General features: G+C 73.6%; 21 protein-coding genes. 7 read left to right on the top strand and 14 right to left on the bottom strand.

Going from position 1 to position 18,950, the window contains the following annotated elements:
* The first annotated feature begins 1 nt into the window (after position 1).
* Positions 2–649, top strand: a complete 648-nt coding sequence (locus tag ACJ9NR_RS25820) for an O-methyltransferase (RefSeq protein WP_412493525.1) — start codon at positions 2–4, stop codon at positions 647–649.
* 99 nt (positions 650–748) lie between these two features.
* Here the strand turns inward: ACJ9NR_RS25820 and ACJ9NR_RS25815 are convergent, their stop codons facing one another.
* Complete coding sequence (locus ACJ9NR_RS25815; RefSeq protein WP_003966491.1) at positions 749–916, bottom strand: DUF3117 domain-containing protein; 168 nt, start codon at positions 914–916, stop codon at positions 749–751.
* Positions 917–1,290: 374 nt separating this feature from the next.
* Between ACJ9NR_RS25815 and chcB the strand changes: the two genes are divergently transcribed.
* Positions 1,291–2,094, top strand: a complete 804-nt coding sequence (gene chcB / locus ACJ9NR_RS25810; RefSeq protein ID WP_412493307.1) for a 2-cyclohexenylcarbonyl CoA isomerase — start codon at positions 1,291–1,293, stop codon at positions 2,092–2,094.
* Positions 2,095–2,109: 15 nt separating this feature from the next.
* Here chcB and ACJ9NR_RS25805 read toward each other — a convergent pair whose 3' ends face one another.
* Together ACJ9NR_RS25805 and ACJ9NR_RS25800 are read right to left on the bottom strand one after the other, a co-directional pair.
* On the bottom strand, positions 2,110–2,691 hold the full coding sequence (locus ACJ9NR_RS25805) for a DNA-3-methyladenine glycosylase I (RefSeq protein ID WP_412493306.1): 582 nt from the start codon (positions 2,689–2,691) through the stop codon (positions 2,110–2,112).
* Positions 2,688–3,077 carry a DivIVA domain-containing protein gene (locus ACJ9NR_RS25800; protein WP_412493305.1) on the bottom strand — a complete coding sequence of 130 codons (390 nt, stop codon included), beginning with the start codon at positions 3,075–3,077 and terminating at the stop codon, positions 2,688–2,690. The genes ACJ9NR_RS25805 and ACJ9NR_RS25800 overlap by 4 nt, the downstream gene beginning before the upstream one ends.
* A 136-nt stretch (positions 3,078–3,213) precedes the next feature.
* Here ACJ9NR_RS25800 and folP point away from each other — a divergent pair, with 136 nt between their 5' ends.
* Positions 3,214–4,074, top strand: coding sequence for a dihydropteroate synthase (folP, locus tag ACJ9NR_RS25795; RefSeq protein ID WP_412493304.1), 861 nt, complete (start codon positions 3,214–3,216; stop codon positions 4,072–4,074).
* 7 nt (positions 4,075–4,081) lie between these two features.
* Here the strand turns inward: folP and ACJ9NR_RS25790 are convergent, their stop codons facing one another.
* Positions 4,082–4,840, bottom strand: a complete 759-nt coding sequence (locus ACJ9NR_RS25790) for an LOG family protein (protein WP_412493303.1) — start codon at positions 4,838–4,840, stop codon at positions 4,082–4,084.
* Between the two features lie 116 nt (positions 4,841–4,956).
* Positions 4,957–6,036, bottom strand: coding sequence for a succinyl-diaminopimelate desuccinylase (gene dapE, locus ACJ9NR_RS25785; protein WP_412493301.1), 1,080 nt, complete (start codon positions 6,034–6,036; stop codon positions 4,957–4,959).
* 85 nt (positions 6,037–6,121) lie between these two features.
* On the opposite strand from dapE, the gene ACJ9NR_RS25780 reads away from it, so the two are divergent.
* On the top strand, positions 6,122–7,087 hold the full coding sequence (locus ACJ9NR_RS25780; RefSeq protein ID WP_412493300.1) for a heavy metal transporter: 966 nt from the start codon (positions 6,122–6,124) through the stop codon (positions 7,085–7,087).
* A 278-nt stretch (positions 7,088–7,365) separates the two neighbouring features.
* Positions 7,366–7,824, top strand: coding sequence for an ATP-binding protein (locus ACJ9NR_RS25775; protein WP_412493299.1), 459 nt, complete (start codon positions 7,366–7,368; stop codon positions 7,822–7,824).
* Positions 7,825–7,905: 81 nt separating this feature from the next.
* Here ACJ9NR_RS25775 and ACJ9NR_RS25770 read toward each other — a convergent pair whose 3' ends face one another.
* Together ACJ9NR_RS25770 and fdxA are read right to left on the bottom strand one after the other, a co-directional pair.
* Positions 7,906–8,997, bottom strand: a complete 1,092-nt coding sequence (locus ACJ9NR_RS25770; RefSeq protein WP_412493298.1) for a bifunctional succinyldiaminopimelate transaminase/glutamate-prephenate aminotransferase — start codon at positions 8,995–8,997, stop codon at positions 7,906–7,908.
* Between the two features lie 127 nt (positions 8,998–9,124).
* Complete coding sequence (gene fdxA, locus ACJ9NR_RS25765) at positions 9,125–9,445, bottom strand: ferredoxin (RefSeq protein ID WP_263212261.1); 321 nt, start codon at positions 9,443–9,445, stop codon at positions 9,125–9,127.
* A gap of 140 nt (positions 9,446–9,585) precedes the next feature.
* On the opposite strand from fdxA, the gene ACJ9NR_RS25760 reads away from it, so the two are divergent.
* On the top strand, positions 9,586–10,629 hold the full coding sequence (locus ACJ9NR_RS25760) for a GNAT family N-acetyltransferase (RefSeq protein ID WP_434056979.1): 1,044 nt from the start codon (positions 9,586–9,588) through the stop codon (positions 10,627–10,629).
* Positions 10,630–10,661: 32 nt separating this feature from the next.
* Positions 10,662–11,513: a transglutaminase family protein gene (locus tag ACJ9NR_RS25755; protein ID WP_412493296.1), complete on the top strand. Its 852-nt coding sequence runs from the start codon at positions 10,662–10,664 to the stop codon at positions 11,511–11,513.
* 55 nt (positions 11,514–11,568) lie between these two features.
* Here the strand turns inward: ACJ9NR_RS25755 and ACJ9NR_RS25750 are convergent, their stop codons facing one another.
* From ACJ9NR_RS25750 to mshB, 7 genes are all read right to left on the bottom strand, one after another.
* Positions 11,569–12,183 (bottom strand): response regulator transcription factor, encoded by a 615-nt coding sequence (locus ACJ9NR_RS25750; RefSeq protein WP_412493295.1) that lies wholly within the window; start codon positions 12,181–12,183, stop codon positions 11,569–11,571.
* Positions 12,180–13,370, bottom strand: coding sequence for a sensor histidine kinase (locus tag ACJ9NR_RS25745; protein ID WP_412493524.1), 1,191 nt, complete (start codon positions 13,368–13,370; stop codon positions 12,180–12,182). The genes ACJ9NR_RS25750 and ACJ9NR_RS25745 overlap by 4 nt, the downstream gene beginning before the upstream one ends.
* Positions 13,371–13,375: 5 nt before the next feature.
* Positions 13,376–14,125 carry an ABC transporter permease gene (locus tag ACJ9NR_RS25740; RefSeq protein WP_412493294.1) on the bottom strand — a complete coding sequence of 250 codons (750 nt, stop codon included), beginning with the start codon at positions 14,123–14,125 and terminating at the stop codon, positions 13,376–13,378.
* Entirely contained in the window at positions 14,122–15,048 is a 927-nt protein-coding gene (locus ACJ9NR_RS25735; RefSeq protein ID WP_412493293.1) for an ABC transporter ATP-binding protein, read from the bottom strand. The genes ACJ9NR_RS25740 and ACJ9NR_RS25735 overlap by 4 nt, the downstream gene beginning before the upstream one ends.
* 228 nt (positions 15,049–15,276) lie before the next feature.
* Positions 15,277–17,442 carry a hypothetical protein gene (locus ACJ9NR_RS25730; protein WP_412493292.1) on the bottom strand — a complete coding sequence of 722 codons (2,166 nt, stop codon included), beginning with the start codon at positions 17,440–17,442 and terminating at the stop codon, positions 15,277–15,279.
* Positions 17,443–17,596: 154 nt separating this feature from the next.
* Entirely contained in the window at positions 17,597–18,007 is a 411-nt protein-coding gene (locus ACJ9NR_RS25725) for a DUF6113 family protein (RefSeq protein WP_412493291.1), read from the bottom strand.
* A complete protein-coding gene (gene mshB / locus ACJ9NR_RS25720) occupies positions 18,007–18,885 on the bottom strand; it encodes an N-acetyl-1-D-myo-inositol-2-amino-2-deoxy-alpha-D-glucopyranoside deacetylase (RefSeq protein ID WP_412493290.1) in 879 nt (292 codons plus the stop codon). Before mshB ends, ACJ9NR_RS25725 begins: the two co-directional genes overlap by 1 nt.
* Positions 18,886–18,950: the final 65 nt, after the last annotated feature.

Raw genomic sequence — 18,950 nt, 5'->3', positions numbered from 1 at the left:
CATTACCGGCAACCGGCAGACGAGCTGGGCGTTCGCCGACGCCTACGTCGCCGAGGACGAGGTGCTGCTCTGGGCCCGCGACCGGGCCCGTGAGGCAGGGCTGCGCTCGGTTGCGCCCGGTACGGGCTTCGCGCTGCGGTTGCTGGCGGCCTCCGTCGACGCCAAGGCGGTCGCCGAGATCGGTACCGGTACCGGCGTCTCCGGCATCCATCTGCTGCACGGCATGCGCCCGGACGGGGTGCTGACCACGGTCGACCCCGAGCCCGAGCACCAGCAGTTCGCCCGCCAGGCCTTCCGCGCCTCCGGCTTCGCCGGCAACCGCGCCCGTTTCATCCCGGGCCGCGCCCTGGACGTCCTGCCCCGGCTCGCGGACGCCGGTTACGACCTCGTCTTCTGCGACGGCGACCGGCAGGAGGTCATGGAGTACCTCGCTGAATCGTTGCGCCTGCTGCGTCCCGGCGGCCTCGTCGTCTTCGAGGGGGTCTTCGCCAACGGCCGCACGGTGGGCTCCGGGCCGCAGCCCTCGGAGGTGCTGCGGCTGCGGGAGCTGCTGCGCGCGGTGCGCGAGAGCCAGGAGCTGCTGCCCTCGCTGCTGCCGGTGGGCGACGGTCTGCTGTGCGCGGTCAAACGGCCCGTGCAGGACCAGTGAGGCGGGAAAGCGCACCGGTCCGGAACCGGAAAAGGAAAAACAGCAGCCCCGGCACCATTCGGGTGCCGGGGCCACTGAAAAGGTATGGTCGCTTCCGCGTCAGCCGACGACCTTCTTGAGGGCGTCGCCGAGCGCGTCGGCCTCGTCAGGGGTCAGCTCGACGACGAGTCGACCGCCGCCTTCGAGCGGAACGCGCATGACGATGCCCCGCCCCTCCTTGGTCACCTCGAGCGGGCCGTCGCCCGTCCGCGGCTTCATGGCCGCCATGCTCGTTCCCCTTCCTGAAACCAGCTCATCGTCAAAGCCGACGGCCCTGGAGGGCACGCGCGGGCCACAGCGTGGGACTGGGACACGCGACACCGGCATCGAACACATTGCTTCCAAGCCATTATCCCGCATCTCAGGACCCGATGACCAACATCAGTCGGCATCGCTTGGGCAACGCGCGCGAGCAAAACCACTCAATTCGGCGATGTGACTGCGATACTGCGCCACCGCACCGACGTCCGCCGTCCGGAAATCGCCGGGAATTCTTTGACGCAGGTCACACGTGCGCTCCGGCCCCTCTCCGCCATGCTGTCCTACGGACAGGGGCGTACCGGCCGGTACGCCCGAACCCGCGACAGCGGAGGGGACACACCATGGCCGACACCGTGCTCTACGAGGTGAGCGACGGGCTCGCGACGATCACGCTCAACCGCCCCGAGGCGATGAACGCGCTGAACGTCGCGACCAAGGTCGCCCTGCGGGAGGCGGTCCGCTCCGCGGCCGGCGACGAAGCGGTACGGGCGGTGCTGCTGACCGCCGCCGGCGACCGGGCGTTCTGCGTCGGCCAGGACCTGAAGGAGCACATCGGGCTGCTGGCGCGGGACCGCGAGACGGGCTCCGGGCAGACGATGAGCACGGTGAAGGAGCACTACAACCCGATCGTGCGGGCGATCGCCGGGATGCCGAAGCCGGTGGTGGCCGGGGTGAACGGGGTCGCGGCGGGGGCCGGCTTCGGCTTCGCGCTGGCCGCCGACTATCGGGTCGTGGCCGACACCGCCGCCTTCAACACCTCGTTCGCCGGAGTGGCCCTGACGGCCGACTCGGGCATCTCCTGGACGCTGCCGCGGGTGGTGGGCCCCGGCCGGGCCGCCGATCTGCTGCTCTTCCCCCGCGGCATCAAGGCCCAGGAGGCGTACGACCTCGGTATCGCCAGTCGTCTGGTGCCGGCCGCCGAGCTGCGGGCCGAGGCGGAGAAGGCCGCGCGGGCACTCGCCGAGGGGCCGACGGTGGCGTACGCGGCGATCAAGGAGGCGGTGGCCTACGGGCTGTCGCACTCCCTGCCCGAGACGCTGGAGAAGGAGGACGAGCTGCAGACGCGGGCGGGTTCGTCGGAGGACCACGCGATCGCGGTGCGGGCCTTCGTCGACAAGGAGAAGCCCAAATACCTGGGCCGCTGACACCCTCCGCGGCGCTCAGGGCCGACGCGCCACGCAGCTTTCGAGGTGGTCGTCGACCAGGCCGCACGCCTGCATCAGGGCGTACGCCGTCGTCGGGCCGACGAAGCGCAGGCCCCTCTTCTTCAGGGCCTTGGACAGGGCCGTCGACTCGGGCGTGACCGCGGGGACGTCGGCGAGCGTCCTCGGGGCCGGGCGGCCGGGCGCCGGGGCGTGGGACCAGATCAGCTCGTCCAGCTCACCGGGCGCCCAGCCGGCGAGCGCGCGGGCGTTGGCGAGGGTCGCGTCGATCTTGGCCCGGTTGCGGATGATGCCCGCGTCGGCGAGCAGGCGGTCGCGGTCCTCGTCCGTGAAGGCGGCGACCTTCTCGATCCGGAAGCCGGCGAAGGCGGCGCGGAAGCCGGGACGGCGGCGCAGGATCGTGATCCAGGACAGGCCGGACTGGAAGGCCTCCAGGCTCAGGCGCTCGTAGAGGGCGTCGTCGCCGTGGACCGGGCGGCCCCACTCCTCGTCGTGGTAGGCCACGTAGTCCTCGGTGGACAGGGCCCAGGGGCAGCGGGGGGCGCCGTCCGGGCCGGCGATGGCGGAGCCGTCGCTCACTGCTGCTCCTCCTGGCCGCGGGCCGGCTTGTCCATGGAGACGTGCTGCGAGACGTGGTGCGGGACGTGGTGGGCGGCGGCGGCCCGGGCACCCGCCAGCGCGGACTCCAGGTCGGCGATGCGGGCGTCGCGCTCGGCGAGCTCCGCGCCGAGGCGGCTCAGGGCGTCGTCGACGTCCGACATGCGGTAGCCGCGGGCGGCGAGCGGGAAGCGCAGGGCGTCGACGTCGGCACGGCCGACCGGGCGGTCCGGCGGCAGCGGGTCCTGCAGCCGCTCCGGGGCCACCTCGGGCAGCGGGCCCCGGCCCTCGCCGCCGCCCACCACGGCGAGGGTCACCGCGGCGACCACGACGGCGAGAGCGACGACCAGGAACAAGAACATAACCATCGCGGTGGTCCCCACGCTCGATGCTCGGAAAGCAGAAAGTGTCAGGGTCCGATCGTGCCATGCCACTCTGACAGTTAGGGTCGCAGGCGGCCGAAAGGCCGCAACACCCGGAAGGTACGAGGAGAGGTCACAGGGGATGCTCAGGCTGGGCAGGCGCGCGTTCGGGCCCCACGAGCCGGTGATCATGGCCATCGTGAACCGGACTCCGGACTCCTTCTACGACCGGGGTGCCACCTTCCGCGACGAGCCCGCCCTCGCGCGCGTGGAGCAGGCGGTGGCCGAGGGCGCCGCCATCATCGACATCGGCGGGGTCAAGGCCGGACCCGGCGACGAGGTGACCGCCGAGGAGGAGGCGCGGCGGACGGTGGGGTTCGTCGCGGAGGTGCGGCGGCGCTTCCCGGACGTCGTCATCAGTGTGGACACCTGGCGGGCCGAGGTCGGCGAGGCCGTGTGCGAGGCCGGGGCCGATCTGCTGAACGACGCGTGGGGCGGTGTCGATCCCGCTCTCGCCGAGGTCGCGGCGCGCCACGGCGCAGGACTGGTGTGCACGCACGCGGGCGGCGCCGAGCCGCGTACCCGGCCGCACCGGGTGACGTACGACGACGTCATGGCGGACATCCTGGAGGTGACGCTCGGCCTGGCCGAGCGGGCCGTGGCGCTGGGCGTGCCCCGGGAGTCCGTGCTGATCGACCCGGGGCACGACTTCGGGAAGAACACGCGGCACAGCCTGGAGGCGACCCGGCGGCTGGGCGAGATGGTCGCGACGGGGTGGCCGGTGCTGGTGTCCCTGTCCAACAAGGACTTCGTGGGCGAGAGCCTGGACAAGCCGGTCAAGGAGCGGCTGGTGGGCACGCTCGCGACCACCGCCGTCTCGGCGTGGCTCGGGGCGCGGGTGTACCGGGTGCACGAGGTCGCCGAGACCCGGCAGGTGCTGGACATGGTGGCGGCGATCGCGGGGCACCGGCCCCCGGCGGTCGCCCGCCGGGGACTCGCGTAGACCGGCGCTACCGGGCCGCTTCCTTGGACACCAGGGCGACCGCCTCGTCCACGTCGTCCGTGACGTGGAACAGCAGCAGGTCCCGCTCCGCGGCCTTGCCCTCGGCGACCAGGGTGTTCTTGAGCCAGTCGACCAGACCGCCCCAGTACGCGCTGCCGAACAGGACGATCGGGAAGCGGGTGACCTTCTGGGTCTGGACGAGGGTGAGCGCCTCGAAGAGCTCGTCGAGGGTGCCCAGGCCGCCGGGCAGGACCACGAACCCCTGCGCGTACTTGACGAACATCATCTTGCGGACGAAGAAGTAGCGGAAGTTCAGGCCGATGTCGACGTAGGGGTTGAGCCCCTGCTCGAAGGGGAGCTCGATGCCCAGGCCGACCGAGATGCCCTTCGCCTCGCAGGCGCCCCTGTTGGCCGCCTCCATGGCGCCGGGACCGCCGCCCGTGATCACGGCCCAGCCGGCCTCCACCAGACCGCGTCCCAGCCGTACGCCCGCCTCGTACTCCGGCGAGTCCGCCAGGGTGCGCGCCGAGCCGAACACACTGATCGCGGGCGGGAGTTCGGCCAGCGTGCCGAAGCCCTCGATGAACTCCGACTGGATGCGCAGGACGCGCCAGGGGTCGGTGTGCACCCAGTCCGAGGGTCCGCCCGCGTCCAGCAGCCGCTGGTCCGTCGTGCTCGCGGTCACCTGCCCTCGCCTGCGGAGGACCGGTCCCAGGCGCTGCTCGTCCGGCGGCACCTTCTTGCCTTCGGGGTTCCCGGTGGCCATGTGCGCTCCCTCCGCTTGCGGGGTGTTTCCACCTCAGCGTAGATCTACGCGGGTTACGGACGGGGGACCTGGGCGTGTCCGCGGTGCAGCGGTCGCGGCACGGGGGCCGACCCGCGTCAGGCGGTCAGCCAGGCCCGCAGGCGCTCCTCCCCGGCCAGGATCTTCGCCGTCTCGACCCGTTCGTCGCGCTTGTGCGCCAGGTGCGGGTTGCCGGGGCCGTAGTTGACCGCGGGGATGCCGAGGGAGGAGAAGCGCGACACGTCCGTCCAGCCGTACTTGGGCCGCGGGGTCCCGCCCACCGCCTCGATGAAGGCCGCCGCGGCCGGGTGGCTCAGGCCCGGCAGGGCGGCGCCGCTGTGGTCGTCCACCACGAACTCCGCCACGCCGCAGTCCGCGAAGACCTCGCGGACGTGGTCGATCGCCTCCTGCTCCGTGCGGTCGGGCGCGTAGCGGAAGTTGACGGTCACGACGCACTCGTCGGGGATGACGTTGCCCGCCACGCCGCCCGAGACGCCCACCGCGTTCAGGCCCTCCCGGTACTCCAGGCCGTCGATCACCGGGTGGCGGGGCTGGTAGGAGGCCAGACGGGCCAGGATCGGCGCGGCCGCGTGGATGGCGTTGGAGCCCATCCAGCCGCGCGCCGAGTGCGCCCGCTCCCCCTTCGTCCTCAGCAGGACCCTGAGGGTGCCCTGGCAGCCGCCCTCGACCTCGCCGTCCGAGGGTTCGAGCAGCACCGCGAAGTCGCCCCGGAGCCACTCGGGCCGGGCCTCGGCGATGCGCTTGAGGCCGTTGAGTTCCGCCGCCACCTCCTCGTTGTCGTAGAAGACGAAGGTCAGGTCCCGGTTGGGGGCGGGCACCGTCGCCGCGATGCGCAGCTGCACCGCCACACCCGACTTCATGTCGCAGGTCCCGCAGCCCCACAGGACGCCGTCCGCGTCCAGGCGGGAGGGGACGTTGCCGGCGATCGGCACCGTGTCGATGTGCCCGGCCAGGACGACCCGCTCCGGCCGGCCCAGGTCGGTGCGCGCGACGACGTTGTTGCCGTACCGCTCGACCGTCAGGTGCCCCAGCGTGCGCAGGGCGGCCTCGACGGCGTCGGCGAGGGGCTTCTCGGTGCCGCTCTCGGAGGGCAGGTCGACGAGCTGCGCGGTGAGCTCGGCGGCGTCCAGACTGAGGTCAAGCGGGGTGTCGGCCATGCCGTCGACCCTAACCCGCCACCGCACCGCCCCCCTGTCCACATCCGCCTCATGGACCGCGGCGCCCTCCGCTATTTTGTACGGCGTGCCAGAGCCGTCTCCCTCTCTCAAGCGTCGTGGCCGCCTGTTCCGGTTCGGGGCGGCCCTCGTGGTTCTCCTCGCACTCGCCGGCTACCTCGCGGTGCAGTACGTCACCGGGGGAAAGGGTGCGCCGGGCTGCAGGGTCGTCTCGGGCGGGGACGGCAGAGCGGCCTACGACTTCACCCCGGAGCAGGCGGTGAACGCGGCGACCATCGCCGCCGTGGGCACCGGACGCGGCATGCCGCAGCGGGCGGTGACCATCGCGCTCGCCACCGCGCTCCAGGAGTCGGGGCTGCGCAACATCGAGCACGGCGACCGCGATTCGCTCGGCCTGTTCCAGCAGCGGCCCTCGCAGGGCTGGGGCACCGCGAAGCAGATCCTGGACCCGACGTACGCGGCGGGTGTCTTCTACGAACACCTGGCCAAGGTGCGCGGCTACACCAGGCTGCCGCTCACGGTGGCCGCGCAGCGGGTGCAGCGCAGCGGCTTCCCGGAGGCGTACGCCAAGCACGAGCCGGACGCCGAGCTGCTCTCCGCCGCCCTCACCGGCGCCTCGGCCGCCACCCTGACCTGCGACGGCCGCCCGGCCATGACCCGGGCGGCGGGTCCGGACGGGGTACGCGCGGCGCTGGTACGGGACTTCGGGCGCGACGTGCTGCAGCCGGCCGGTCTGGAGGTGGGCGCCACGACCGCGCCGGCGCCTTCCCCGGCCCCGGGCGCGCGCACCGTCACGCTCCCCGTCGACGCCGGCTCGAGCGCCGCCGGGGGCCGCGACGTCCGCCGGCGCGGCTGGCAGCTCGCCCACTGGGCGGTGGCCAACTCCTCGGCGCTGCACATCGAGCGGGTCCGGTACGGCGGGCGGGAGTGGACCGCCGGCAGCACCGACAGCCGGTGGCTCCCGGTCGCCTCGGGGGGCGCCGGCGGCGCCCGGGGGGCCGCGGACGCGGTGCGCATCGTCACTGCTCAGTAGTGCGGGCCTTCACCCGCACGGGTCAGGTGTGGCATACCCGGGGCCTGGAGCGGGCAGGTTTTCGCGCCCTCACCCCAGCAACCGTAAAAGCCCTTGGAAACAAAGGGGCGTAAGGATTCCGCAGACTTTCGGATCGCGTCTGTTCTGTCCGGATTTATCCGCAGCCGATAATGCGACGCATTGCACACTCTTTACGTTGGCGCGCCGCAACCTTCGAGCCCTTCGAGCGGTAACCACTGCGTCCGAGCCCGGACGATCAACCGCATCGAAGGAGCACCATGTCCCTCCCCCTGACCCGTCGGATCGCCCGTGCCGCGCTGCTCGTCGCAGCGGGAGCGGCTGCCGGGGTCGGCGCGGCCGGCGCGGCGAGCGCGGCCCCCGAACTCCCCGCCACCCCGAACGTCGGCGGCCTGACCGCTCTGGACGGGGCGAGCGTCGGCAACACCGTCGACGGAGCGGCGCAGAACGTCACCGGGATCGCGGGCGACGCGGGCGCCAACGCGGTCAAGAAGGCGGTGCCGAACGCGGGCAAGACCGGTGGCAGCGTCGCCAAGAAGGCGGCGCCGGCCGCGCAGAAGGCGGCCGGGGCCGCGGCGGGGTCCGTCGGCGAGATCGTCGGCGCCACCACGCAGTCGGCGGCCAAGGACGGCGCCGGCCTGCCCACCGGCTCGCTGACCGACGGCGGCCTGCCGGCCCCCGCCACCCTGCCGGTGAAGGGCCTGCCGATCGGCGGCTGAGACTCCGTACACCGAAGGGGCCCGGGGCACTCCCCCGGGCCCCTTCGGCCTGCGCGCGGCCGCCGCGGGCCGCGCCGGGACTCACAGGCGCGCCACGGCCGCCCGTACCCGCTCGTCCGTCGCCGTCAGCGCCACCCGGACGAACCGCTCGCCCGCCGGGCCGTAGAAGTCGCCCGGCGCGGCCAGGATGCCGAGTCCGGCCAGGTGGGCCACGGTGTCCCAGCAGGACTCGTCCCGCGTCGCCCACAGATACAGGCCGGCCTCGCTGTGCTCGATGCGGAAGCCGTGCCGCTCCAGCGCCGTCCGCAGGGCCGCGCGGCGGGCCGCGTACCGCTCCCGCTGCTCGTGGACGTGGCCGTCGTCGCCCAGGGCCGCCACCGCGGCCGCCTGCGTGGGCGCCGGCGTCATCATGCCGCCGTGCTTGCGGATCTCCAGCAGCGGGCCGAGGACGGCCGGGTCGCCGACCAGGAAGGCCGCCCGGTAGCCCGCCAGGTTGGAGCGCTTGGAGAGGGAGTGGACGGCCACGACGCCCTCGTACGAACCGCCGTTGACGTCGGGGTGCAGCACCGAGACGGGGTCGGCCTCCCAGCCGAGTTCCAGGTAGCACTCGTCGGAGAGGACCAGGACGCCGTGCCGGCGGGCCCAGGCGACGATCCGGGTCAGCTCCTCCTTCGGCAGAACCGCGCCGGTGGGGTTGGAGGGCGAGTTGAGCCAGAGGAGCTTCAGGCCCTCGGGGTCCAGCTCGGTGGGGTCGTCGTAGGCCTCGTGCCCGGCGCGGGCCAGACGGGCGCCGACCTCGTACGTCGGGTAGGCCAGCCGGGGGTGGGCGACCCGGTCGCCGGGGCCGAGGCCCAGCTGGGTGGGGAGCCAGGCGACCAGCTCCTTGGAGCCGACGACCGGCAGGACGTGCCTGTGGGTGATCCCGCGGGCGCCCAGCCTGCGTCCGGCCCAGCCGGTGATCGCGTCGCGCAGCGCCGGCGTGCCCCACACGGTCGGATAGCCCGGGGAGTCCGCCGCGTCGATCAGGGCCTTGCGGACCAGCTCGGGAACGGGGTCCACCGGGGTGCCGACGGAGAGGTCGACGATGCCGTCCGGATGCGAGGCGGCCGTCTGCTTGTACGGCTCCAGCTTGTCCCAGGGGAAGACGGGCAGGCGTGCGGAGACTGCGGACACGGGATCTGGCTCACTTTCTGGTACGGCGACAGGCCCTCACACGGCAAACGCCCCGGTCCCGTACGGCGTCCGGGGCGATGCGGCCGTACGGGACCGAGGCGGCACGATGTGCGGGCCGCTTACGTGATTACTCGGCCTGCGGCGGCAGCGCGGCGATGAGGGGGTGGTCCCGCTCGATCAGGCCCAGCTTGCTGGCGCCGCCGGGGGAGCCGAGCTCGTCGAAGAACTCGACGTTCGCCTTGTAGTAGTCCTTCCACTCCTCCGGAGTGTCGTCCTCGTAGAAGATCGCCTCGACCGGGCAGACCGGTTCACAGGCACCGCAGTCGACGCATTCGTCCGGGTGGATGTACAAGGACCGCTGGCCCTCGTAGATGCAGTCGACCGGGCACTCCTCGATGCACGCCTTGTCCTTGACGTCGACACAAGGCTGCGCGATGACGTAGGTCACGCTGTCGTTCCTCCTCGATTGGGCGCTGGCGGGCCTCCGCAGGCTCCGCCGCCTGGCGCGCGGGAGCGCGGCGTCGTCGATGCCCGCCCCTAGTATCTCCGTTCCTGGGCATGATCCGAACAGGAGGGGTGGACCGACCTGTGGAAATCTCGGCCAAAGGACGCCTCGAGGTCCGTATCACCGCTGCTGACGTGGGGAAACGAGTCTCCGTCCGACGCCTTGCCGAATCATCTCTCCCGGAGGAGAAGTTCACCGACACGGTGGGTGTTCTCACATCATGGGACGACGGTGTGCTGCTGATCACACGCAGGGACGGCGAGAGCGTCCGTATCGCGGAATCCGCGCTGGTCGCCGGGAAGGTCGTCCCCCCGGCCCCGGCGCGGCGCCGCGGACCCGCCGCCTCCTACCGGGAGCTCGCCCGGGCCGCCTCGCGCGCGTGGCGGCCTCTGGAGAGCGAGTGGCTCGGCGAGTGGGAGCTGCGCGCCGCGGCCGGGTTCACCCGGCGCGCCAATTCCGTCCTGCCGCTGGGCGACCCGGGCATGCCGCTCGACGAGGCGCTGAGCGCCGTACGGCGCTGGTACGGCGAGCGCGGGCTGCCCGCCTACGTCCAGACCGCGACCGGCGCCGAGGGCACGCAGGAGCGGCTCTGCGCGGAGCTGGAGCGGCGCGGGTGGGTGCGCGAGGTGAGCGCACAGGTGTGGACCGGGGCGCTCGCGCCGGTCGCCGACCGGGCGGAGGGCACGGATGTCCTGCTCTCCCGGGAGGCCGACGAGGGCTGGCTCTCGCGCTACGGGCGCAAGGGCGTGGGCGAGGTCGCGCTGAAGGTGCTGGGAGGGGGATCCCCCCGCCCGGGCGAAGCCGGGAGCGGAGGAGGGCCCTCGGTGTGGTTCGCGACGGTGCCCGGTGCCGGCGCGCCCGCCGCGATCGGGCGGTGCGTGGTGGACGGGCGGTGGGCGTCCTTCGCGGCCGTGGAGGTGGACCCCGCGCTCAGGCGCCGCGGGCTGGCCACCACCGTGCTGGCCGCGCTGGCCCGGCGGGCGCTGGAGGAGGGAGCCTCGGCCGCCTGGCTCCAGGTCGAGGACGACAACGCGGGAGCGCGGGCGCTGTACGCCGGGCTGGGCTTCGCCGCGCACCACGCGTACCACCACCACCGTCAGCCGGCGGCTCCCGGCGACGGCCAGTAGTACCGATCGCCGTGAGAGGGCACGAGCCAGCTATGCGTCCACCGTATCCCCCTCCGCCCGAGCGGTCCGCCGAGCTGCGGCGGCGGTTCGCCGACGAGGCGCGGTCCGAGCGGCCCGATCTGTCGTCGCTCTGCCTGCTGGTGGGCGCGGCGGCGGACGGGGCGCTGGACGAGACCGGCATGGACGCCGCGCAGATGGAGCTGGACCGGCTGGCGGGCCGGCTGCCGTTCCGGCCCGGCGGCCCGCAGTCCTGGGCGACGGCGCTGCAGCATCTGCTGGGCGCCGCGGAGGGCTTCCGCGGCTCCCCCGCCGACTACCGGCGCCTGGAGTCCTCGCTGCTGCACGAGGTGCTGCGGCGGCGGCGCGGGCTGCCGATCCTGCTGTCGGTGGTGTGGGTGGAGGTCGCCCGGCGGGCGGGGGCGCCGGTGTACGGGGTCGCCCTGCCCGGGCACTTCGTCGTCGGGTTCGGCCCCGAGGAGCAGCAGGTGCTCGTCGACCCCTTCGACGGGGGACGGGTGCTCGGCGGAGGCGACGCGGAGGTACTGGTGGCCGGCGCCACGGGCGCGCCGCTGGACCGGTCGATGCTGGTGCCCGCGACGCCCCTGGTGGTCGTCTCGCGCATCCTGAACAACGTGCGCGCGTGGGCCGCCGCGCGGCCCGAGCGGTCGGACGTGGCCCTGTGGGCGGTGGAGCTGTCGCTGCTGCTGCCGTCGCATCCGGCGCGGCTGCGCTACGAGCGGGCCCATCTGCTCGTACAGCGCGGGGACTACCTGCGGGGAGCGGCGGAGCTGGAGGCGTACGCCGAGGTGGTGGCGCCGGTGGACGAGGCCGCGGCGGAGCGGATGCGGGGGCAGGCGCGGGTCGCCCGCGCGATGCTCAACTGACGGCGCCGCCTCGGTGGCGTCCCTCGACGGAGCTGTGGCGTCCCTGAACGGAGCTTCAGAGCCAGCCCTTCTCCCGTGCGATCCGGACCGCTTCCGCCCGGTTGCGCACCGCCAGTTTCTGGATCGCCGTCGAGAGGTAGTTGCGCACCGTGCCCTGGGACAGGTGCAGGACGGCGGCGAGTTCCGCGTTGGTGGAGCCGTCGGCGGCGGCGCGCAGGACCTCGCGTTCGCGGTCGGTGAGGGGGTTGGCGCCCTCGGCGAGGGCCGCGGCGGCGAGCGTGGGGTCGATCACCCGCTCGCCCGCCAGCACCTTGCGCACCGCTTCGGCGAGCTGGGCGGCCGGGGCGTCCTTGACCAGGAAGGCGTCGGCGCCCGCCTCCATGGCGCTGCGGAGGTAGCCGGGGCGGCCGAAGGTGGTCAGGACCACCAGCTTCACCGCGGGCAGCGCCCGGCGGACCTGGGCCGCCGCCTCGATGCCGGTGCAGCCCGGCATCTCGATGTCGAGCAGGGCCACGTCCACGCCGTGCTCGCGCGCGGCCGCCAGCACCGCGTCGCCGCGCGCGACCTGCGCCACGACCTCGATGTCCTCCTCCAGGCCGAGGAGCGCGGCCAGGGCCTCACGGACCATCGACTGGTCCTCGGCGAGCAGCACCTTGATCGTAGGGCTCATGCCCCGGATCCTACGGCCGGCGAAAAGCCCGCGGGCACGCGGGCGACCAGCCGGAACCCGCTCCTGGTACGGCCCGCCTCCAGGGTGCCGCCCGCCTTCTCCAGGCGCTCGGTCAGACCCGTGAGGCCGTTGCCCGGCCCCTTGCCGGTGCCGCCGGAGCCGTTGTCCTCCACGGCGAGTTCGAGCATGTGCCCGTCCAGGGTCTGCCGCTGGAGCACCTCCACGGTGCAGCGCCCGGCCCCGCTGTGCCGTACGACGTTGGTGACCGCCTCGCGCAGCGCCCAGGCCAGCGCCGACTCGCTCTCCTCCGGCACGCCGGCGAGGTCCGGTTCGTCGGGTACGTCGGCGGCGATGCCGGCCGCGGTGAGGGCGACCTGGGCGCCCGCGAGCTCCGCGGACAGACGCGGGCGGCGGTAGCCGGTGACCGCCTCGCGCACGTCCACCAGGGCCTGGCGGCTGACCTGTTCGATGTCGGCGACCTGCTGGGCCGCCTTGTCGGGCCGGCCGGGGAGCATCCGGCCGGCGAGCTCGCTCTTCAGCGTGATCAGCGACAGCGAGTGCCCGAGCAGGTCGTGCAGGTCACGGGCGAGGCGCAACCGCTCCTCGTTGGCGGCCAGCTGGGCGACGGTGGCGCGGGCCTTGCGCAACTCTATGGTCGTGCGCACCAGCTGCTTCACACCGGTCATGGCGAAGCCGAGCAGGACGACCACCAGGACCAGGCTCCAGTCGAACTTGCTCTCGCTCAGGCCCACCGAGACCATCGCGAGGGAGTTCAGCCCGATCGCCCAGTAGGCCGCCCGGATCGGCAGGGTGGCGCCGCAGGTGACGGAGACGTAGACGAACAGGCCGATCCACGCGTAGCCGAGGGTGAGGCTCAGGACGACGGCCAGCGTGCCGAGGAACACCACCAGGACGGCGACGCTCCGGCCGGAGAACGGCCGGCCCATGTTCCGGAAGACGAGCGCCAGGTAGACGCCGGTGAAGGTCACCAGGGCCAGCCAGCCGGCCGCGGTCACGGCGGCCGGGTGCCCGCCCGAGGTCAGGTCCCGCACCGGCGCCCCGAGGAAGATCAGCCAGGGCAGGATCCAGACCAGCTTGCGCATGGCCTCGGCCCGGTTGCGGGGCGGCTGGCCCACCCGGATGGCGTTCTCGGCCCGGCACTCCCGGGGCAGCTCGTCTTCCGTCATCGTGCTCACGCCTTCAGCGTGTCCTTCCGGTACAGCCAGGCCGCCCCGCCTGCGAAGAGCAGGAAGAAGACGACGAGGATGGCGACGTCCCGGGCGTGCGGGGCCCGGCTCTGCTCGATGGCCTGTCCGAGAGCAGCGTACGCGTGCGTGGGCAGCCACTTCGCGATGTCCTGGAGCCACTGCGGGAAGCTGGTGGAGGGGAACCACAGGCCGCCGAGGATCGACAGGCCGAAGTAGGTGATCATCGTGATCGGGCGGACGGCGTCCCCGGAGGCGAGGTAGCCGATGGCGACCCCGAGGGCGGCGAAGACCAGGCTGCCGGCCCAGATCGCGCCGGTGAGGGCGAGCCACTGCCAGGCGTCCAGGCGTACGTCCTTGACGGCGGCGGCCACCAGGAAGACGACCACGATGGAGGGCAGGCTGACGACGGCGGCGCTGGCGGTCTTGGCCAGGACGTAGCCCCGTCCGGGCAGCGTGGTCAGCCGCAGCTGCCGCACCCAGCCGTTCTCGCGCTCCTTGGCGATCCGCTCGCTGTTGCCCATGAGGACGGCGGTCAGGGCGCCGAAGGAGGCCATGGAGACCATGACGTACTTGGCGACGCTCAGGCCGGTGCCCTTGACGTCGCCCGTCTGGCTGGAGACGAGCAGGAAGATCACCGACGGGTAGATCACCGAGAAGAACAGGAACTTGCGGTTGCGCAGGGCCCGCGTGAGCTCCAGCCTGATCAGGCCCCGCGAAGCGAGAAGGTTCGTCATGACTGCTTGGACTCCTCGGCGGTGGTGATGGCGACGAAGGCCTGCTCCAGACCGAGGCCGGCGACTTCGAGGTTGCGGGGGTAGACACCGAGGCCGTACAGCGCGTGCACGGTCGCGTCGGCGTCGGAGGACTGGATCCGGACGGTCTGGCCGCTGACGTCGATGGAGGTGAGGAAGGGCAGGCCGCGCAGCGGGGCCTCGTCGATCGGTCCCTCCAGGTCGAAGGCCACCCGCCGGGCCCCGGCCTTCGCCTTGATCTCGGCGGCCGTGCCGTCGGCGAGCAGCCGCCCCCGGTGCAGCACGAGCACCCGGTCGGCGATGGCGTCGGCCTCCTCCAGGTAGTGGGTCGCGAACAGCACGGTGCGGCCCTGGTCGGCCTGCTCGCGCATGGTGGCCCAGAAGGCCTGGCGGGCCGAGACGTCCATGCCGGTGGTGGGCTCGTCCAGGACGATCAGGGCGCTGTCGCCGGCGGTGGCGAGGGCGAAGCGGACGCGCTGCGCCTGGCCGCCGGAGAGCTTGTCCACCTTGCGGTCGGCGATCTGGGTGATGCCGGCCCGGGCGAGGACGTCACCCACCCGGTAGGGCCTGGGATGCAGGTCGCAGGCGAGCTTCACCAGCTCGGCGACCGTCACCTCGTCCATCAGCCCGCCGCTCTGCAGCATGGCGCCCACCCGGCCGGCCACGATCGCCTCGCGGGGGCTGGTGCCGAAGACGCGGACCGTGCCGCTGTCGGGGTGCCGGAGGCCGAGCAGCAGGTCGAGGGTGGTCGACTTGCCGGCCCCGTTGGGCCCCAGCAGCGCCACGGTCTCCCCCGGGTGCAGGGCGAGCGTCAGCCCGTCCACGGCCCGGACGCTCCCGTACACCTTGCTCACCCGCTCGAACCCGACCACGGGCGCGGCGGTCGCTGTCGCTGTCGTCGTCATGTGAACCATCGTGTCGGCGCGGGGCCGGGCACGGCAGTGTCGGCGGTCCGGAGTGCCGGATGACAGATGTCATACACGGGGACGCGAAGACCCTAGGACACGAGGACACGAGGACACGAGGACACGAGGACCCGGGAGACGCGAGGACCCGGGAGACGCGAGGACCCGGGAGACGGCGAGAGGGCACCCGGCGCGTGCGTGCCGGGTGCCCTCTGCCAGGGCCTCGTGTCAGGGCTTCGTCTTGATGATCCCGACCCGGTTCGTCGGGCTCAGGAGGGCCTGGCGCATGGCGACGTAGACGTCCTGGGGGGTGACGGCCGTCTTCTTGCCGGTGCCGCGGGTGATCAGCACGCCGTCGAAGGTCTGGCCGTAGAGATCCTTGAGCGCGGTCAGGTCCGGGGCGTCGGTGAGCTTGCCGTTGACGGCCTTCACCCTGAGGAACTTCCACAGGGAGTTCTGCGGGCTGAACTCGATGAGCTTGCCGGTGTCCGTCTTCACCGTGACGTTGCCCGACATCGCGGGCTCGGCGAACGCCTTCATCTCCCGGTCGACCTCGGCCTTCGACACCGTCGGCTGCCGGGTCGTCGTGGCGACCGCCACCGCCGGGGCGGAGCCGGTCTCCACCTGCGTGCGGTAGGCCGCCTCCACGGCGTCGGCCGACTTGGTGACGTCGATGCCCTTGCCCGGCTTGCCGTAGACGGGGACGGCCTTGCCGGACTTGAACTCGATCGTGCCCTCGGTCACCGAACCGGAGCCGCCCGACACGGCCTTGAGAGCGGCGGCCAGTTTCTCCTCGTCCACGGGCATGACCGGGTCGACGACGCGGTGGCCGCCGAAGAGGGAGCCGATGACGGAGACGGGGTTGTAGTCGCTCTTGGCGGCGGCGGCGACCGTGGCCTGCTCGTCCAGCTGGAGCCCGGCCTGGTCCGGCTTGAGCGTGGCCGTGCGGCCGCCGACCGACAGCTTCAGCGGCTTGTTCACATGGCCGCCGAAGGCCTCGTCGAGCTTCTTGACGGCGTCGTCGCGCGTGCCGCCGCCGATGTCCACGCCGAGCACGGTGGTGCCCTTGGGCACGTCGGAGTGGTTCATCAGCAGCCCGGCGCCGTAGGCGAGACCGGCGATGACGACCACACCGGTGCCGACCAGCACCAGCTTGTTGCTCCCCTTCTTCTTTTTCTTCGCGGCGGACGCCGACGGCACGTTCTGCGCCACCGGCTCCGGCAGCTTCGGCGGGGTGTGCGGCAGCGGGCCCTCGCCCGCGGCGCCGGGGCCGAACGGCGAGTTCGAGCCCGGCGGCACGACCGGGATGCCGCTGGTGACGGTCTGCCCCGAGATGTTGCCGGGCGCCGGATACCCCTGCCCACCCGGCTCGGGGGCCGGCTTCTGCGGGGTCAGGATCGCGGTGTCGTCGCTGAGCCCGCCGCCGGGGCCGAGCCCGGCGCCGTGCACGCCGCCCATGCCGCCGGGGGGCGGGGCCAGGTGCCCGTCACCGGTGACCGGCCCCCCGGTCGGGCCCGCGGGACCCGGCTCGCCGTCCCGGCCGCCGTGGCCGTTCGGGCCGTTGAAACCGCTCGCGCCGCCCGGTCCGCCGTAGACGTCCTGGTCGTTCGGCCCGCCCTGGGCGCCGTGCTCGCCGTTGAAGTACGGCAGTTCGTCGCGGCGCGGCTCGCCGCCGGGGCGCGCGCCGAGCGGTCCCGCGGCCAGCGCCTCGGTGACGTCGAAGGAGCCGGTGCCGCCGCCGTGCCCGGGGGCCACCGGACCGCCGGTCGCCCCGGGCAGGCCGGCGCCGTTCGTCCCGCCGGGGCGGGAGGCGCCCGGCACGCTCATGGAGCCGACGACGCCGCCGGGACGGCCGCTGCCCGGGCGCGCGGCACCGGGAGCGGCTCCGGGGCCGGGCGCGCCGGCACCCGGGCCGGGCGCGCCGGGAGCACCCGGCGTGCCCGAACCGCCCGGCAGACCGGCCCCGTTCGTCCCGCCGCCGCCCGGACCGCCCTTGGGCGCGGCCGACTTGCGGGGCGCGAACCAGTCGCTGGTCTTCTCCCCGGCCTGCTGTGCGGGCTCGGCCGGGGCCTCGGCGGTGCCCGCGGGCCGGGTCGCCTGCGGCGCCGGAGCCTGGCTCTCCCCGGTCTCCTCGGGGGACTCCGCGTCCGCGACGGGCGTCCGCATGACGACCGGCGGAATGGGCCGCGACCCGGGGATGTTGATCCGGATCCGGGTCGTCAGCGTGGTCTCGGTCTTGCGTTCCTCCGGCCGCGCGGCCGGGCGGCCCGCGTCCGTACCGGCGGTACCGGCGTCGGGAGCCATGGGCGTCCCGTACGGCGGCGTGCCCGACGGGTATGCGGCTCCGCCGCGCCCGTCGGGCCCGGAGGACGGAGTGTCAGTTTCACGACTCAAGGCAGGTTCTCCCGGTTGGCTCCGCCGCCCGGCACAACCTCACGGGCGGCTCGGCGGCGCGCACCACCATACTGGCCACTTCTGGCGTGTATCCCATGACCGCCGGGGAAACCCACACGGGACTCGCACGCATGGTTCATGGCGAAGTGGTACGTCACTTGCCAAGTCGGACGTCACGTCCGCCCGGTCGCCACCCCGGACCCAGGGTGGCGCAGATCACAGCCACGGCCATACCGCCGAGCAGGAAGACGTACGAGCCGCCTCCCGCGCCGAACAGGAAGTCCCCTTCGGGCCTGCTGGCAGTGAGCAGGAGGACGGCGATCATCCAGCCGGCGGCGGGCGCGACCGCCCCGCCCCGGCCGCCGCCGGCCCACCCGCCGCCGAGGCAGAGCCCCGCCTCGCCGGCGAGCGCGAGCAGCAGCCCGAGGGGGAACCAGCCGGCCTGTACCAGCACACCGGCCGCGCCGACGACGAGGCCGAGCACGAAGAGGCCCGCGTACAGCAGGACCCGCCCGGCGGAGGGGCGCCGCAGCGGCTGGGCGAGCAGGGGGCCGCGCTCGTTCATCACGCCTCCCCCTCGCCGGTGCCGGTGCCGGTGCCGAGCCCGGCGAACAGGTCGCGCTCCCGCGGCCCGCCGGGCTTCCCGCGCACCAACTCGTAGTACTCGGTGGTGAACAGGGGCTGGGCCAGCTCGTTGGAGAGCGCGAAGCAGCCGTCCGCGACCTCGATCTGCGTGGCGTGCGCCCGCATCGCGGCGGCCTTGGCGGCGGCGTGCGCGCCACCGTCGATCTCGGCGGTGACGCGGTCGTCGGGCACGACACCCGGTACGTCGTCGAGGCCCGCGGCCTTGGAGAAGGGCAGCGTGGGCAGATCCTCCGCGAGCCGGGCGAAGGCCTCCCGCGCGGCGGAGCGGGGCACCCGGTTCCAGTACACCTTGGGGATCTCCCACCCCTGCCCGGCGGCCAGTTCGGCGGCGCGCATCGCGACGCGGTGGGCCTGGATGTGGTCGGGGTGGCCGTAGCCGCCGTTGTCGTCGTAGGTGACGAGGACCTGGGGGCGCGCCTCGAGGATCACCTCGACGAGGTGCCCGGCCGCCTCGTCGACGTCCGCCTGCCAGAAGCAGCCCGGGTCGTCGTTGTCGGCCAGGCCCATCATCCCGGAGTCGCGGTAGCGGCCCGGGCCGCCGAGCAGCCGGAAGTCCTCGACGCCGAGCGCGCGCATGGCCCCGGCCAGCTCGCCCAGCCGGTGCTCGCCCAGCGCGGCCCCGGTGAGGTGCCGCAGCTCCGGCGGAATGACCTCGCCGCGCTCGCCGAGGGTGCAGGTGACCAGGGTGACGCGGGCACCCCCGGCCGCGTAGGCGGCCATGGTCGCGCCGTTGTTGATCGACTCGTCGTCCGGGTGCGCGTGCACCAGCAGCAGACGCCGGGAGGGCTGTTCCGTCATGGGGCCACCCTACGAGGCGGCGGCCTCCGGCACCGGCCCCGGCCACCTGCCGATCCGCCCTCGGG

The sequence above is a fragment of the Streptomyces sediminimaris genome (genome assembly GCF_047049295.1).
Classification (GTDB): Bacteria; Actinomycetota; Actinomycetes; order Streptomycetales; family Streptomycetaceae; genus Streptomyces; species Streptomyces sediminimaris.
The sequence above is the reverse complement of the archived record's forward strand: the minus strand, read 5'-3'. Positions and strand labels throughout refer to the sequence as shown.